This is a genomic window from Kitasatospora sp. NPDC001261, assembly GCF_042896795.1.
Lineage (GTDB): Bacteria > Actinomycetota > Actinomycetes > Streptomycetales > Streptomycetaceae > Kitasatospora.
In genome coordinates this window covers 128,310-143,751 of record NZ_JBIAXP010000004.1, presented here as the reverse complement: position 1 = coordinate 143,751, position 15,442 = coordinate 128,310, and the positions used below count along the sequence as shown (strand labels likewise).

The following is a 15,442-nucleotide window of genomic DNA, read 5'->3' as shown; positions in this document are numbered from 1 at the left end:
GGAGGGCGAGGTGATCTTCCAGTGCCGTCCAGCAAGTCCCCCACCGGCCCCGACCAGCCGGAACAGTCGGAACAGCCCGACAGGCCCACGCCCCCCGAGGCCCCCGAAGTGATCTGGCTGCGCCCCGAGCGCACCGGCCGCGGCCCGCGCCCGGCCCACAGCCGGGACTCGATCGCCGCCGCGGCCATCGCGATCGCCGACGCCGAGGGCCTGGACGCGGTCTCCATGCGCCGGGTCGCGGCGGCGCTCGGCGCGGGCACCATGTCGCTCTACAACTACGTGCCGAAGAAGGAGCACCTGCTCGACCTGATGCTCGACGCGGTCGCCGGCGAGTACCGCTTCCCGCCCGCGCCGAGCGGTGACGTCCGGGCCGACCTCGCCGACCTGGCCCACCAGCAGCTCGGCCTCTCCCGCCGCCACCCCTGGCTGCCCGCACTGGTGCTGGTCCGCCCCAGCATCGGCCCCAACGCCCTGCGCTACACCGACCACTTCCTCGCCGTCACCGCCCCCACCGGCCTCGGCGGGGGCGCCCGGATGGAGGCGATGGCGCTGTTCAACGGCTTCGTCGGCCAGTTCGCCCAGTACGAGCAGACGGCCGCGGCGGGCACCAAGTGGCAGGCGGAGCTGGTCGGTTACCTCGGCCAGGCGGCGGCGAGCGGCGAATTCCCGCACCTGGCCCAGGCGTTCGCCACCACCGGTCCGCCCGCCGACCCGGACCGGGCCTTCGACCGCACCCTGGACCGGGTGATCTCGGCGATCCTGGCGCCCGCCGAAGGGGGCGCCCAGGAGACAGTCGAAGGGGGTTAGGCCACCGCCTCCCTCGGCAGCACCCCGGCCACCCGACCGTCCACCAGGACCATGACCGCCCGGTGCGTCTTCCCGAGCACCGTCCGCGCATCGGCCGCCGACTGCCCGACGCCGACCGTCGGCAGCGCCGGCCCGATCAGCCCGCCCAGCGGGTCGCCCGGCTTGGCCGCGCCGTCCGCGAGCGCCGCCGCCAGCGCGGCCCGGGAGACCGAGCCGACCACCTCCGTCGCGGCCACCCCGTACGGGCGCGCCGCCCGCGCCAGCACCGCCGGGGCCACGCCGCCCGGCGCATCGCCCAGCGCCTCCAGCGCCTCGCCCACGGTCGCGCCGGCGGCCACCGTCACCAGCGGCGCGGCGGCGTCGAGCAGCGGCCGCAGGCCGTCCGCCGCCTCCTCCAGGAAGCCCCACTCCCGCATCCACGCGTCGCTGTGCACCTTGGACAGGTAGGAGCGCCCCGAGTCCGGCAGCACCACCACGACCAGGTCGTCCGGCCCGAGCCGGCGCGCCACCCGCAGCGCCGCCGCCACCGCCGCGCCGGAGGACGGGCCGGCCAGCAGGCCCTCCTCGCGGGAGAGGCGACGGGCGGCCAGCAGCGCCTCGCGGTCCGGGATCCGCTCGTAGGAGTCGATCAGCTCCGTACGCAGGGCCTGCGGCATGCGGTCCTCGACGGTGTCGGGGTGGAGGTAGTGCCCGATGCTCTCGACGTACCACGGGCTGCCGTCGCCGCCCCCGTACGTGGAGGACTCCGGGTCCGCGCCGACCACGGTCACGGCGCCGCCGGAGGTCTCCTTGAGGAAGCCGCCGGTGCCGGTGATGGTGCCGCCGGTGCCGACGCCGGCGACGAAGTGGGTCACCCGGCCGCCGGTCTGCTCCCAGATCTCGGGGCCGGTGGTCCGGATGTGGGCGTCCGGATTGGCCAGGTTGTCGTACTGGTTGGCGAGCCAGGCACCGGGGATCTCCTCGGCCAGCCGCTGCACGACGTTGAACAGGTGCCTCGGGTCCTCGGCGGGCACGGCGGTCGGCGCGAGGACGACCTCCGCCCCGTACGCCCGCAGGATGTCCGACTTCTCGGCCGACGACTTGTCGGCCACCCCGGCGATCACCCGGTACCCGCGCTGCCGCCCGACGATCGCCAGGCCGATGCCGGTGTTCCCGGAGGTCGCCTCGATGATCGTCCCGCCCGGCTTCAGCAGGCCGTCCCGCTCGGCGGCCAGCACCATCGAGAGCGCGGCGCGGTCCTTGACGCTGCCGCCGATGTTGAGGAACTCGGCCTTGGCGTAGATCGGCGCGGCGATCCCGGCGCCGAGCCGGGCCAGGCGGATCAGCGGCGTCCCGCCGATCGCGTCGAGGACGGATTCGTGAACTGCGGCCATCGTCGGCCCCTTTCGCTAGCACTGTCAGCCCGAGCCTGCCCAGGCCACGGGCTCGGTAGACGGTAGCGACACCGTTCCTCATCCGGCCGAAACATTGTCCGACGGCCGGGATCGGGTACGGGCCGGTGCGAGCAGGGACGGGCGAGCGCACGCGGGGACGGGCGAGCGCACGCGGGGACGGTCGGGCGCAAACGGGGACGGTCGTCGATCAAGCGGGCAGCCGGCGGGGTCCCCCCGGGGTCCTCCCCCGGTTCCGGCGCCGCACCGCCTCCGCCGCGAGCAGCGCCGCCGGGACGGCCGCGGCCGGCACCGTCCACCACGGCAGGCCGGTCACGGACGCGAGCACCGCGGGCACTCCGCAGGCGAGCAGCGTCCACAGGACGAGCGACCGGGCGAGGTCGAGGGTGACGTCGCCGGGGCGGCCGGTGAACCGCAGCGCGCCCAGGACGGCGGCGAGCACCGCCAGCAGCGCGGCGAACGCGCCCACCCCGGCGGTGAACTGCCCCTCGTCGCGGGGCTCGTCGTACGAGGCCTGCGCGACACCGGCCCGTTCCAGGCGCATCACCCGGCCGCGCCACACCGTGCCGTCCACCCGGTCTCCGGGCTTCAGTGCGTCCAGCAGCGGCCCGCCGTCCGCGAACCCCACCTCGCCGGTCCAGAACGGCGCCCCGTCCAGCGTCGCCCGGAACTCGGAGCTCTTGCCCGCGTTGCGGACGACCGTGCCGCTGACGGTGAACGGCACGGTGCGCACGCACTCCTCGACCCCCGCGCCCGGGCTCCCGGCCGGGCAGGTCACGGCGGCCGTGTACGAGCGGTACCGCTCGGCGTCGTCCGGCAGCACGACGGTGAACACGTACCAGGCGGCCGCCGCCGGGGCCAGCGCCGCGACGGCGAGCAGCGCGCCGCCGGTGCGGGTCCATGGTGAGGGACGGTGGGTCATGACGGTTCTCCCCCCGGTCCGGTGCGCGGCCGGAACCCCCGGGTCGCCGTCGCCGGGGCGTGCCGCCCCGCCCCTTCCGGGGTCGGACGGTACCGGGCGGCCGGAACGCCGGACGGTGTCGCGGTCTCGGAGTCTGTCCGGAGCTCGCCGAAGCCCCGTGAGCGCTGCGTACGGCCTGAGCGGGTCCGCGCGGGGGGCGGCGGCGCGGCGGCGGACCTCGCGTCGAGCGCCACGCACACCACCCCCGGACCGGCTCGCGGACACAGCTGTCCCTCGATCGCCGACCAGGCTTCCCGGCACTCCTTCGCGCACGCTACCGGACTCCGACCCGGCCTGGCACGCCGGTTCGCCAAGGCGCCGGGCGAGCAACCCCCCTCCAGGGCCGGCGCGATCGACCGGGCAAGTCCTGGCACTTCGGCAGGGACTTCTCCGTTCCCGCCGGTCGCCCGGCGGGCGCTCAGCCGGCGGCCTCCCGAACCGGCGGGCGGAGGAGGGCGAGGCGACTGGCGGTGCGGTCGAGGTCGCGCATGAGGGTGGAGCCGGTGGCGAGGCCGGCGAGCGGATCGGCGCCGATCAGGACCAGGCGGACGTCGCGGTCGCAGCAGACGTCGACCAGGTTGGCGAAGCGCCGACGGCCGTCGGGGGACGCCTCGGCGAGCGGTGGGACACCGTCGAGGACGACGGTGGGGAAGCGGTCGACGAGTGCGAGGTAGTCCGCGACGGAGGTGAGGCCCTCGCACAGCTCCTGGAAGCCGAACCACACGTGGTCCTCGCGGACCGCCCGGGCCGACAGCTCACGGCGGTGGGCGGCCACCGGACCCGCTTCCTCGGGCCGGGGCGGGGTGAGACCGGCCGAGGGCTCGTCGCCGGGGCGGAGACGGGCGCCGAGGTCGAACCCGTGAGCGCGCTCCGACCGGGGCTGCCGCCGGAAGTCGACCGGCCCGGAGACGTCGAGCACGTCCATCCGCTCCTCGATCAGCCTGATCGTCGGCTCGAAGAGGTGGTGGTACAGCGGGTCGGGCATCAGCCCGGCGGGCGGGTAGTTGGACGTGGTGACAAGGGTGATCCGCCGGTCCAGCAGGGTGCGGAGGAGACGGGCGACCAGCATCGCGTCACCCGCGTCGTGGGCGTGGAACTCGTCGAAGACGAGGATCCGGCAGTTGCCGAGCAGCTCGTCCACGGCCCGGTCCACCGCCGCGCCGTCCGCGCTCCGGCTCTCGGAGTGGTGGGCGACACCCTCGTGCAGTCGGCGGAAGAAGTCGTGGAAGTGCAGCCGCCGCTTGCGCGGGGTCGGCAGCCCCTCGAGGAAGGTGTCCACCAGCCAGCTCTTGCCGCGGCCGACCGGGCCCCAGAGGTAGAGGTGCCGCGGACTGCGGCGCAGCCGCCAGGCCGGGTGGGCCAGCTCGCCGGCCAGCCGACTGAGTCGTTCGACCGGGAGCTCCTGGGCGGGGTCGAGCGTGAATCCCTGCTGCCCCGCGGCCCGGTGGAAGTGCCCGCGCATCGCCTCGTACTGGTTCCGCACCCCGTCCGTCACGGGTCCGGACCATAGCAGGGCATCAGAACCGTCGGGATCACCGGGAGTTGCCCGGTCCGCGGCGCCGCCGAAACACCGGCGCTCCGGCGGTTCGACCACGGTATTCCGGCGCTCCGCCGCCGGCCGGAACAGCCGGGGCGAATATGACGCCCAGTCATCGGAAAGTCACGCATTTCCGTGCCGGGCGCACACCCGCGATATTCGCGGCCCGATTCCCGCGGACGGATCTCCGTAGCCGCTTCGTCACGCCGCGCATTCGCTCCGTCCGGAATTCCGCGCGCGAAACGCGGCCCGCGCGGGCCTTCGGGCAGGGCGTCCGGGCAGGGCGTCCGGACGGGGCGCGGACACCCGGGCGGCCGGCCCGGCCCCGCTAGATGTCGAGAGCGGCCTCGATGCGCTTGAGACCGTGCCGGGCGAGCGCGAGGTTGGCCCGCGAGCGGTCCAGCGCCAGGTAGAGGAAGAGCGAGCCGTGACCGCGGGTCAGCGGGCGGATCAGGTGGTACTGGGTGCCGAGGGTGATCAGGACGTCCTCGATGACATCATCGATCGACAGCGCGGCCAGGGCGCGTATCTTCGCACGAACGACCTCGGTGTTGGCGGCGGCCGCAATCTCCAGGTCGAGCTGCTGCCCCCCGCCGAGGAACCCGAGTGACATACCGCTCTCGTGGTCGGCCACGGCCACTCCGATGGCCCCCTCGATGGCCATCGCGTCCTTGAGTGCCTCGTCAATGTTCATGCGCTGTTCGTCCTTTGCGTGACTTCCGGGCAGAACTCCCGTGTGCGGGAACAAAATAGCAAGAAGCCGCCGGTTGTGGTCGCCTCGTGAAAATGATGGAATAAAGTACGCTACCGGGGTTCAGAACGTGAAGGGGTACTGGTGCGCGCACTCGACGCTTCCCTCTCCGATGTGCTCGGCTCCCCCGGAGTGGTCGGTGCCGCGCTCGTCGACGCCGTCACGGGTCTCAGCTACCAGTCCGCCGGGGACCACCGACTGCTCGGGACCGGGGCCGAACTCGCCGAGCTGACCAACCTGATCGGCGAGCGGCTGTACGAGGCAGGGGCGGAGAGCGAGTTGGAGAGCCTGGTGGTCACCAGCACCCGCCATCACCAGGTCGTCCAGGTGGTGTCCCGGAAGGGCGACCCCCTGCTGCTGGCCACCGTGCTGGACCGGGAACGGACCAACCTGGCACTGGCCCTCCGCCAGACCGCCGACCGCGCGCAGGACTTGCTGGCATGACCGACCCGTCCCACGGCACGGCGCCGCCCGCCGTGCCCGCGACTCCCACGACGCCGGCTCCACCCACCGCGCGCAACGTGCCCGCGCTGCTGCTCGCGCTGCGCCGGACGGAGTTCACCGGCTCGGTCACCGTCTCCAGCGCACCGGGCGGCACGATCCACCTGGAGCAGGGTCTGGTCGTGGCGATCGAGACCCCCGGGGCCCCGACCGCCGCGACCCTGCTGCTGAAGTCCCGGCGCGTCGGCGAGGAGGAGTGGGCGTCCGCCGAGACGGCCGCGTCCATCGGCCGACCGACCGACGCTCCCCCGACCTGGGGCGGCGACCTCGGCGCGGCCCTGGTGGCTCAGGGGTCGATCGGCGCCGCCGAGCTCGAAGCCGTCTGCGCCGCCGCCGCCTTCGACGGGGCCTTCGCCCTGGTGCTGAGCCCGCCCGGCAGTTGGGAGACGGCCGAGGCGGCGCCGCCTGCCAGGATCGCGCTGCGCCCGGGCATCGAGCCGGAGCGGCTCTTCGAGGAGACCGCCCGGCGGACGGCCCTGCTGACCCGCCTCTGGGGACCGCCCGGCGAACTGGCCCGCATCCGGATCCGTCCTGCCGCCCGGGCCGAGTCCGGCGCGCTGCGGATCCCGGTCCGCTACCGGGAGATCCTGGCCGCCGCCACCGGCCGCCGCACCGCGCGCGACCTCGGCTTCGCCCTGGGACGCGGTGTGTTCGCCGTGCTCCTCGACGTCGTACGGATGGACGCCCGGCACCTGCTCCACCGGGAACCGGCTCACCCGGCGCCCCTGGCACCGAGCGTGGCCCCGCGCACGCCGACGAGCGAACCGCCGCCGGCCGACACCGGGCCGCTGCCGCGCCGCGTCCGCAGCGGACGCGGCGCGGGTGGTCCGGGCGGCCCCGGCGGCCTGCCCGCCCGATCCGAGGGAGCGGCGGCCGCTTCCGACGGTCCACCGAACGCACACCGCGCCGAGCACACCGCGCGTACCGAGACGACCGAGCAGAGCGAGAAGAGCGCACCATGAGCAGCCAGACACCGACCGCCGTGCTGGTCGACGAGTTGAAGTCCCTCCGCGACCGGGTCATGGGCATCTCGGAGAGTGTCATCTCCACCACCGACGGCCTGTTGGTGGCCGCCGACACGGCCGCCGTCCACCCCGAGTCGGCCGCCGCCCTGTCCGCCGCCATGCTCGGCCTCGGCCGGCGCACCGCGGCCGAGGTCGGCGTGGGCGGCCTGCGCGACGTGGTCACCCGCTGCACCAGCGGCTACGTCGTGGTGCTGGCGATCGGGGAGCAGGCGCTGCTGATGATTCTGGGAGACGAGGGCCTCGACATCGCCGGCCTGCACCGCGAGTCGCCCGCCACGGTCCGCCGCCTGAGCGAGCTGCTCGGGATGGTCCCCGCGGTCTAGGCCCTCTCTTTCGGATCATGCCGGGCGCGCGGCGTGATCCGGAAGAGAGCGCCTGGTCCCGACGCCGTCGGGTTACCGACCGCGGCGGCCCCGCTTCCCCAGTCCCTCGGTCAGCGTGGCCCAGAAGCCCCGGCGCTGCGGCTGCTTCTCGGCCGCGGCATCGACCGGCGCCCGCAGCGCCGGGCCGTCCGGGACGATGCCCTGGGCCCGGGCGGCCACCAGCCAGCTCGGCAGCTCGGTGAGCAGCAGGTCGTACAGCTCGTCGTCGGAGACCGTCCGGGGGTCGCGCCCCAGGTGGACGAAGCCCGCGTTGTCGATCGGCCGCTTCTCCGGGACGGGCAGTTCGTCCAGCTTCCGCAGGAAGTCGAACTGCCGGCTGTCCGGGTCGCCGAAGCCGATGAACTGCCAGAAGATCGGCAGCGTCGCCGCCTCGCAGAGCTTCTTCTCCGCCGCGGGCTTGCTGATCGGGCCGCCGTCCGTCTGGAACAGCACAAAGGCCGGGTCCGTTGCTCCGCTCTCCCGGTAGTGCCGGATGACCGCGTCCATCGCCAGGTGGTAGCTGGTCCTGCCCATGTGGCCGAGGCCCGCGACGATCCGGTCGATCCAACCCGCGTGGTCCTCCAGGGCGATCTCGGCCTGGGCGTCGACCTCGGTGGAGAAGAAGACGACCGGCACGGTCCCGTCGTCGTCCAGGTGGGCCGACAGCCCCAGGACCCGGTCCGCGAACGCCTGGACGCTGCCGTCCTTGTAGTAGGGCCGCATCGAGCCGGAGTAGTCGACCACCAGGTACACCGCCACCCGCTGGCCGTTCAGCCCACGCCGCTCCACAGAGGCGCCGGCCGTCTTGTAGAGGCTCACCAGCGCGGGCGCGCTCTGCTCGACCTTGCTCAGACTGACGGCCATGTGTCGCTCCCTCGCTCACTGCGGCAGCCGGGCTGCCGGGGCGCGTGATCGTCAACGCGCTCCGGACACTGTGCGCGGCGGACGGCGGTGAGGGCAAGCCGTCCGCCCGGCGCGGCCGCTCACAGGCCGTTCGGGTGCCCCGACAGCCACCCGGCGTACCGCCCCTTCAGCCGGTCCCGCTCCTCCGTCGACGCCAGGTAGACGTCCGCCCCGCCGTCGTACGGGTGGTACAGCCGCCGCAGGCCGGGGCCGGCGAGTCTGCCACATCCGTCCCACCCGTCCCGGCCTGGTGAAATCCCCTCGTCAGGGGCGCCGGGCTCCCGTAGCGTGGTTCGGTCGATCTTGAGGGCGGAACTGGGCAGAACGGGGCACCACATCATGCAGCAGCACCAGGGCTGGGCCGACGAGCGCTTCGGCGCCGTCGCGGACGTCTTCGCCGCCAACTTCGCCGGGTTCCCCGAGCTGGGCGCCGCCGTCACGGTGTTCGTCGGGGGCCGGAAGGTGGTCGAGCTGTGGGGCGGCACGGCCGACGAGCGCACCGGGCGGGCCTGGACGCAGGACACCCTCGTGCCCGTCTTCTCCTGTGCCAAGGGCCCGGTGAGCATCAGCGCCCACCTGCTCGCCGAGCGGGGCCGGCTCGACCTGGACGCGCCGGTCGCCCGCTACTGGCCGGAGTTCGCCCGCAACGGCAAGCAGGACATCACCACCCGGATGATCCTCGGCCACCGGGCCGGCATCCCCGCCCTGGACGCGGTGCTCTCCTTCGAGGAGGTCGCCGCCTGGGATCCGGTGGTCCGGGCGATCGAGGCGCAGCAGCCGCTCTGGGAGCCGGGCACCGCGTACGAGTACCACGGCCATGTGCTCGGCTTCGCGGTCGGCGAGGTGATCCGCCGGATCACCGGGCTGACCCCGGGCGCGTTCCTGCGCAAGGAGATCGCCGAGCCGCTCGGCCTGCCGGTCTGGATCGGCCTGCCGGAGAGCGAACTCCCCCGCCTGGCCCGGCTGGTGGAGGCCGAGGGTCGCCGTCCGATGCCCGGCCCGGAGCACCTGCTGACCCGGATCGTCACCATGAACGGCGCCCTGGTCTTCCCCGGCCTGGACGTGCCGCACGGCTGGAACGACCCGGCGCTGCACGCGATCGAGCTGCCCGGCGCGGGCGCCGTCGCCTCCGCCACCGGCCTGGCGGGCCTCTACGCGGCGGCGGCCACCGGACTGGACGGCGCGCCCCGCCTGCTCTCGCCCGACACGGTGACCGGCGCGGTGCGCGAAGTCTCCTCCGGGGCGGGCTTCCTGGGCTTCGACATGGGCGCCCGCTGGGGCTCCGGGCTGCTGCTCGACTCCCCGGCCTTCCGCCCGCTGCTCGGCGCGCGCAGCTTCGGCAACGACGGCGCCGGCGGCCAGTTCGCCTTCGGGGACGACGAGTTCGGCGTCGGCTTCGCCTATGTCGCCAACCGGATGATCGGCCACGGCGACGCCCGGGCGAACCGCCTGATCGAGGCGGTGCGCGAGTGCCTGGGCTGACCGGCTTCCTCCCGCTCGTCACCGTCCTGGCCACCACCGGCGGCCTCGGCGAGCTGCGCTACGGCGCCTCGCTGCCCGAACTCGCCGTCCACTACGGCGATCCGTGGGACGGCGGCGGCATCCACCGGGGCGACCGGTGGCCGCACGCCTTCTGCTGGGGCGACGTGCGGACGGTGTTCTGCCGCTGCCGCCGGCTCCACTCGCTCTCCCTGCCGGTCTGGCAGGGCGAGCTCGACCTCCCGCAGCCGGGCGGCGGTTCGGCGACGCTCGACACCCACGTCTCCGAGGCCGACCTGATGGCGGCGCTGACCGCCACCGGCCACAGTTGGCAGACGGTGACGTACGAGAACCTCCCGGACCAGCGGAACCTGCTGTTCTCGCCGGCCGAGGAGGTCCGGGTGGAGCTGGTCCTGACGAACCGGGCGTCCCAGGACGGGCCGCCGCTGGAGGCGTGGGCGCTGCACAAGGCGTTGCTGTGGGGCTACGAACACCTCGACTGCCCCGAGCCCGACCGCTCCCTGCCCGACGACGGCTGGGGCGCGGCCGGGCCGTAGCGCGGCGGCGAGCCGTTCCGTCCCCTGCTCGGAACGGCCCACCGCCGGCGGCGGTCCACCGTCGGACGCAACCCGCCGACGGCCCCCGCTACTTGAGCAGGAAGTCGTACACCGCCTGCCGCCCGGCCGGGTCGGCCGCCCGGGTCTGCACCGAGTGCGCCGCACCCGGGACGATCACGACCTGCGGGTCGTGCGCCAGCTCCGCCTGCTGGTACAGCCACTCGTTCGGCGTGGACAGGTCCCGGTCGCCGCCGAGCAGCAGCACCGGCACGTTCGGCAGCCTGCGGTGCGCCGACGGGATCGGCGGCACCTGCTCGCGCGGCCAGTCCAGGCAGACCAGTTGGCTGCCGAGCCCGGTCGCGGTCGCCGCGTCGTACGGCCAGGTCTGCTCGGCGGTGAGCCGCTGCCGGGTGCGCTCCAGCGCGGCCGCCCGGCCCGCGACCGGGGTGTCGGTGCTGCCCCACGGGAAGCGCGAGTCCGCGCAGACGGTGGCGGCGTGCAGGCCTTGGCTGAGCGCCTCGGCCGGGGCCGCGTCGTCCCGGTGGACGGTCTCGATGAAGGCCTGGAGCTTCTCCGGCTGCCCGGCGGCGGCCTCGTGCAGCGCCTCCGGGACCTCGCCGTAGTTCGGGTCGGTGAACTCGTAGCTGGTGAGGGCGTCCAGGACCTGCGCCCCGTTGCCGTACCGCCGGACGGTGGCGGCGAGGTCGGCGGCCGGGTCGGTGGTGCAGCCGGTGGCCTGGCAGGCGGCCCGCAGCACCCGGGCGCTGGCGGGCAGGGCGGCCAGGTCGAGCGGGTCGTAGCCCTGCTGCGGCACCACCGAGTCGAGCACCAGCCGGGCCACGTGCGCCGGGTGGGCGAGCGCGTACCGCTCGGCGACGAGGGTGCCGTACGAGACGCCGTCGAGGGTCAGCCGCCGGTCGCCGAGGGCCCCGCGCAGCCGGTCGATGTCGGCGACGGTGTCCGCGGTGCTGTAGAAGCGGGCGTTCGGTCCGAGGGTGGCGGCGCAGTCGGCGATCGACTGCTTGCGCGGCACAGCGAGGTCGGAGGAACCCATGTCCTCCTGGAGGCCCGGGCACTGGAGCGCACGGGCGCCGGTGCCGCGCTGGTCGTACATCACCAGGCGGTAGTCCTTGAGGACGGGCGCCATCTTGCCGGCGATCCGCTTCATCAGCGGGACGCCGGGCTGGCCGGGGCCGCCGGTGAGGAACAGCAGGTCGCCCTTGGGGGCCGCGGTGTTCCCGGCGACGGCCACCGCGAGGTCGAGGGTGCCGGGGACGGCGCCGCTGTGGTCGAGCGGGACGGTGAGGGTCCCGCAGGTGAACTCGGGCGCGTCCGGGCAGGGCGCCTGCCCGGCGATCCCGCCGCCTGGCCTGGCCGTGGCGAGTGTGTCGGCCGTGGCGGCCGCGGGAGTGGCCAGCGTGGTGCCGGCGACCACCGCGACGGCGCCCAGCAGGGCGGCGATGCGGCCGCGCGTGCTCGTCATGTGAGTCCTTCCGCTCGCACCGCGTCCGTACTGACGCGGGCACGGAAGTAGCCTGCGCCCGGGACGACGGCGAAGGCGAGCGGTTATCCGGGGATTCGACCAGGGGCGAATCCCCGACGGAGCCAGCGACGGTGACGCACCGTCACATCAATCGCGGAAGCCGCGGCAGTCTCAGAGCAGCGCCCGCGGCAGCACCACCCGCACCCACTCCTCCGGCTGCGACAGGTGCGGGGCATGCCCGGCGCCGCCGTACAGGTGGCGTTCCGCCTTGGGCAGGGTGAGGTCGATGAGGTCCAGCACCTCGCCGAACATCGGCGCGCTCTCGTCGCTCTGGGTGAGCAGCGCGGGCTCGCCGAAGCGGGCGAGCCCGATGAGGTCGAGGTCGAGCGCGGCCGGGTCGCGCAGCTCGTCCAGGTAGGTGGGCGCGTTGCGGATGTAGCTGTGCCGGACCGGCGCGGGCAACTGCTCCCAGGCGCCGGGGCCGAAGGCGAGGCTGTCCACGTACAGTTCGGCGGCGGCCGCCGACTCGGCCTGCTCCAGCAGCTCCCGGACGGCGGCGATCCGGTCGGCGAAGCCGGTGCCGAGCGGTCGCAGGTCCGGGTCGGCGAGCAGGATGCCGGTGCCCGGCGGCTCGTGCACGGCGATCCCGCGCAGCAGGTCGGGCCGGGCGGCGGCGAGCCGGAGGACGACCAGGGCGCCGTAGGAGTCGCCGTAGGCGAAGGCGGGCGCGAGGCCCAGCTCATGGATCAGCCCGGCCAGGTCGGCCGCGTCCTCGTGCACCGAACCCTGGGTGAGCGGGTCCTCGCTGCGGCTGTGCCCCCGGCGGTCGTAGGCGACCGCGGTGGTGGACTCCGCCAGGCCGGGCAGCACCCGCGCCCAGGAGTCCGCGTCGCTCCAGGAACCGTGCACCAGGACGACGCCGGGGCCCTCGCCACGGGCCTCGTAGTGCAGCGCCACCCCGTTCACCCTGATCTCGGCCATCACGAGTCTCCCGGTCTCGGCGGTGCTCCCCCACCAGACTGACACAACCACCCGAAAGGGTCAGGTCCGTCGGCGGCGGACCCCGTCAGCTCATCGCCCGCACCGGCGGCTCGTCCCGCGTCCCGTCCTCCGCGACCACCGTGAACCGCTCCGCGTCCGACACCGACAGGTCCACCGGATAGAGCGACGCGGTGTCGTTGACGTCCAGCACGGCGCTCTGCCGCCCGGTCGCCGCCTCCACCCTGGTCACCCGGCCCCGGGTCATCGCCCACACCGAGCCGCCGTCCACCACCAGGCCGGTCACCTGGTCGTCCAGCCCCGCCGTCCACCGCTTGCCGCCGTCCGTCAGCGAGTACGCCAGCAGCCGGCCGGTGGCGGTGCGGCTCGGGTGCTTGCCGCCGCTGATGCCGATGTCGCCGGGCTTCTCCCCCGGTACGACGAACAGGTCCCCGACCACCACCCCGCCGAACAGCGGCCGGGCGCTGAACTCGTCGAAGGCGTGCAGCCCGCCCAGCATCACGTCCAGGTCGTACTCGTCCCCGGCGACCGGTATCACCGCCCGCTGCCGGCCGGTCCGGTCGTAGCTGAGCACCGCGTGGGTGCCGCGCTCGGCCTGGGCGTCCACCCACACCGCGAGCGGGTCGACCGAGACCACCGCGAGGTTCTTCAGCCCGCCCGCCGCGGGCAGCGCGATCCGCTGCTGCTCCCGGCCGTCCGCCGGGGCCAGCGAGCGCAGCACGGGCGGCGCGGCGCCGCACTGCGCGACCGTGACGGCGTCCCCGGGCCCGCCCGCGACCTGCAGCGGGGTGCAGCCCGGGTCGGCCGCGCCGCGCCAGACGTCCCGGCCGTCGGCCAGCCGTACGGCGCGCCAGCCGGCCTTCTCCTGGAGGAGGGCCTGCTGCCCGGCCACCGCGACCACGTCCGGAGTCGCGTCGTCCCCGTCCCGGGCGGGCGCGTCCACGGCGGCGGTCCAGCCCTCCCTGCCGTCGGAGAGGTCGAGCGCGGTGACGGCGGAGCACGGCTTGTCGTGCGGCGCGTGGCCGATCAGGCCGAGGGCGCCGCCGCGGCCCGTGCCGTCAGGCCCGGTCGTCCGGCTCATCGCGCACACCGTGTCCTCCCCGGGCGGGGCCCAGTGCCAGGCGACGGCCCCGCTCGTCCGGCGGTACGCCACCACCAGGTCCGGCCGGGCCCGGACCACCAGGTCCCCGCTGGTCCAGCTGCCCACCGCGCGGATCGTCGACGGCCGGTCCAGCGGCGCCTTCCAGGAGTCGTTGAGGCCGTCCCCGGCGAAGCCGACGAAGATCCCGAGCCCCAGTACCGCCCCGACGGCGGCCGACGGGAACCCGGCCCTCGGGTGGATCAGCGCCCAGACGAAGCCCGCACCGCAGGGCATCAGCCCCAGGATGCTGACGATCCCCATGTACGCGAGGCTGTCGCCGCCGAACCCGTTCGCCGGGCCGAACAGCACCGCCAGCCCCATGCTCGCGAACAGCGCCCCCAGCACCCCGCCGGAGACCACCATCCAGGTCTCCCGGTCCCAGGCGGACCACACTCCCCACTTCGCCCGGACGACACTGTCCTCGGGCCGAACGGCCATGCCGGTCTCTCCCCTGCGACGCGCCGCCCACCGCGTCGGGGCGACGATCATCGGATCGTCGCAGAGCGCGCCATGATCCGGAACAAAGAGCAGGGAAAACCCCGGCCATGACCCGCACATACCGGGCCCGGGGCGCCGGTGGCACCTGCTGTCCACGGCGCGCGCCGGGCGCGGAAATCGATTGCCCGCCCCTGGGCCGCTGACTAGCGTTGCCCGGCATGACCACGCCATCCACCACCCCCGACTGGCGCACCGCCAACCGCGCGAACTGGGACGAGCGCGTCCCCGTCCACGCCGCCGGCCCCTTCTACGACCTGCCCGGCTTCGTCGCGGGCCGTGACACCCTCCAGGACTACGAGCCCGCCGAGGTCGGCGACGTCACCGGCCGCACCCTGCTCCACCTCCAGTGCCACCTCGGGCTCGACACCCTCTCCTGGGCCCGCCGCGGCGCCGTCGTCACCGGGCTCGACTTCTCCGCCCCGGCCGTCGCGGCCGCCACCGACCTCGCCGCCCGGATCGGCGCCGCCGACGCCCGCTTCGTCACCTCCGACGTCTACGCCGCCGCCGAGGCGCTCGACGGCCGGACGTACGACATCGTCTACACCGGCTTCGGCGCGCTCTGCTGGCTCCCCGACCTCACCCGCTGGGCCCGGACGGTCGCCTCGCTCATCACCCCCGGCGGCTTCCTCTACCTCGCCGAGTACCACCCGGTGGCCGACGTCCTCGCCGACGACGGGCGCGGCTTCGCGGAGGACTACTTCGAGCGCACCCCGATCGTCGTCGACTACCCCGGCACGTACGCCGACCCGGACGCCCGGCTCGACTCCACCGTCACCGTCCAGTGGCAGCACGGCCTCGGCGAGGTCGTCACCGCCCTGGCCGACGCGGGCCTGCGCCTGGACTTCCTCCACGAGCACGCCCACGCCCACTTCCGCGTCCCCGCCGGCGCCCCCGCCCCGCAGACCTACTCCCTCCGCGCCACCCGGCCCCGATGACCCCGCCGGGGCGGCTCCGCCCCGGCTCCCAGGGCCTCCCCCTCGCCGCCCTCGCCGCCCTCCCCACCCTCGCCGCCGTCGAGACCCCCGTCCCCTACGCCGACGCCCTCCC

The 15,442-nt window shown here is 74.8% G+C and carries 14 protein-coding genes and 1 pseudogene; 7 read left to right on the top strand and 8 right to left on the bottom strand.

Annotation, left to right across the window (positions count from 1 at the left end):
- Positions 1–21: 21 nt before the first annotated feature.
- The gene (locus ACFY4B_RS07545; RefSeq protein WP_387966795.1) at positions 22–807 is read left to right on the top strand and encodes a TetR/AcrR family transcriptional regulator; all 786 of its coding nucleotides are present in this window, start codon (positions 22–24) and stop codon (positions 805–807) included.
- Here ACFY4B_RS07545 and ACFY4B_RS07540 read toward each other — a convergent pair.
- The 4 genes from ACFY4B_RS07540 to ACFY4B_RS07525 form a co-directional block, all read right to left on the bottom strand.
- On the bottom strand, positions 804–2,180 hold the full coding sequence (locus ACFY4B_RS07540; protein WP_074002415.1) for a pyridoxal-phosphate dependent enzyme: 1,377 nt from the start codon (positions 2,178–2,180) through the stop codon (positions 804–806). The genes ACFY4B_RS07545 and ACFY4B_RS07540 overlap by 4 nt on opposite strands.
- A 208-nt stretch (positions 2,181–2,388) precedes the next feature.
- The gene (locus ACFY4B_RS07535) at positions 2,389–3,120 is read right to left on the bottom strand and encodes a hypothetical protein (RefSeq protein WP_387966794.1); all 732 of its coding nucleotides are present in this window, start codon (positions 3,118–3,120) and stop codon (positions 2,389–2,391) included.
- A gap of 457 nt (positions 3,121–3,577) precedes the next feature.
- On the bottom strand, positions 3,578–4,654 hold the full coding sequence (zapE, locus tag ACFY4B_RS07530) for a cell division protein ZapE (RefSeq protein WP_387966793.1): 1,077 nt from the start codon (positions 4,652–4,654) through the stop codon (positions 3,578–3,580).
- Positions 4,655–5,024: 370 nt separating this feature from the next.
- Positions 5,025–5,390, bottom strand: coding sequence for a hypothetical protein (locus ACFY4B_RS07525; RefSeq protein WP_049654214.1), 366 nt, complete (start codon positions 5,388–5,390; stop codon positions 5,025–5,027).
- A gap of 141 nt (positions 5,391–5,531) precedes the next feature.
- Here ACFY4B_RS07525 and ACFY4B_RS07520 point away from each other — a divergent pair, with 141 nt between their 5' ends.
- Genes ACFY4B_RS07520 through ACFY4B_RS07510 form a run of 3 tightly spaced genes read left to right on the top strand, consistent with a single transcriptional unit; the run spans position 5,532 to position 7,296 of the window.
- Positions 5,532–5,891 carry a hypothetical protein gene (locus ACFY4B_RS07520; protein ID WP_387966792.1) on the top strand — a complete coding sequence of 120 codons (360 nt, stop codon included), beginning with the start codon at positions 5,532–5,534 and terminating at the stop codon, positions 5,889–5,891.
- A complete protein-coding gene (locus tag ACFY4B_RS07515) occupies positions 5,888–6,910 on the top strand; it encodes a hypothetical protein (protein WP_387966791.1) in 1,023 nt (340 codons plus the stop codon). Before ACFY4B_RS07520 ends, ACFY4B_RS07515 begins: the two co-directional genes overlap by 4 nt.
- Positions 6,907–7,296, top strand: a complete 390-nt coding sequence (locus ACFY4B_RS07510; RefSeq protein WP_074002412.1) for a roadblock/LC7 domain-containing protein — start codon at positions 6,907–6,909, stop codon at positions 7,294–7,296. Before ACFY4B_RS07515 ends, ACFY4B_RS07510 begins: the two co-directional genes overlap by 4 nt.
- A gap of 192 nt (positions 7,297–7,488) precedes the next feature.
- On the opposite strand, the pseudogene ACFY4B_RS07505 reads toward ACFY4B_RS07510, so the two are convergent.
- A pseudogene (locus ACFY4B_RS07505) lies at positions 7,489–8,199 on the bottom strand (vWA domain-containing protein); the annotation flags it as partial.
- Positions 8,200–8,577: 378 nt separating this feature from the next.
- On the opposite strand from ACFY4B_RS07505, the gene ACFY4B_RS07500 reads away from it, so the two are divergent.
- Together ACFY4B_RS07500 and ACFY4B_RS07495 are read left to right on the top strand one after the other, a co-directional pair.
- On the top strand, positions 8,578–9,720 hold the full coding sequence (locus ACFY4B_RS07500) for a serine hydrolase domain-containing protein (protein ID WP_387966790.1): 1,143 nt from the start codon (positions 8,578–8,580) through the stop codon (positions 9,718–9,720).
- A complete protein-coding gene (locus tag ACFY4B_RS07495; protein ID WP_074002410.1) occupies positions 9,708–10,274 on the top strand; it encodes a hypothetical protein in 567 nt (188 codons plus the stop codon). The genes ACFY4B_RS07500 and ACFY4B_RS07495 overlap by 13 nt, the downstream gene beginning before the upstream one ends.
- A gap of 88 nt (positions 10,275–10,362) precedes the next feature.
- Here the strand turns inward: ACFY4B_RS07495 and ACFY4B_RS07490 are convergent, their stop codons facing one another.
- From ACFY4B_RS07490 to ACFY4B_RS07480, 3 genes are all read right to left on the bottom strand, one after another.
- On the bottom strand, positions 10,363–11,757 hold the full coding sequence (locus ACFY4B_RS07490; protein ID WP_387966789.1) for an alpha/beta hydrolase: 1,395 nt from the start codon (positions 11,755–11,757) through the stop codon (positions 10,363–10,365).
- 171 nt (positions 11,758–11,928) lie between these two features.
- Entirely contained in the window at positions 11,929–12,738 is an 810-nt protein-coding gene (locus tag ACFY4B_RS07485) for an alpha/beta fold hydrolase (RefSeq protein ID WP_387966787.1), read from the bottom strand.
- A gap of 85 nt (positions 12,739–12,823) precedes the next feature.
- Positions 12,824–14,335 (bottom strand): PQQ-binding-like beta-propeller repeat protein, encoded by a 1,512-nt coding sequence (locus ACFY4B_RS07480; protein ID WP_387966786.1) that lies wholly within the window; start codon positions 14,333–14,335, stop codon positions 12,824–12,826.
- Positions 14,336–14,553: 218 nt separating this feature from the next.
- Here ACFY4B_RS07480 and ACFY4B_RS07475 point away from each other — a divergent pair, with 218 nt between their 5' ends.
- The gene (locus tag ACFY4B_RS07475) at positions 14,554–15,330 is read left to right on the top strand and encodes a class I SAM-dependent methyltransferase (protein WP_387966785.1); all 777 of its coding nucleotides are present in this window, start codon (positions 14,554–14,556) and stop codon (positions 15,328–15,330) included.
- Positions 15,331–15,442: the final 112 nt, after the last annotated feature.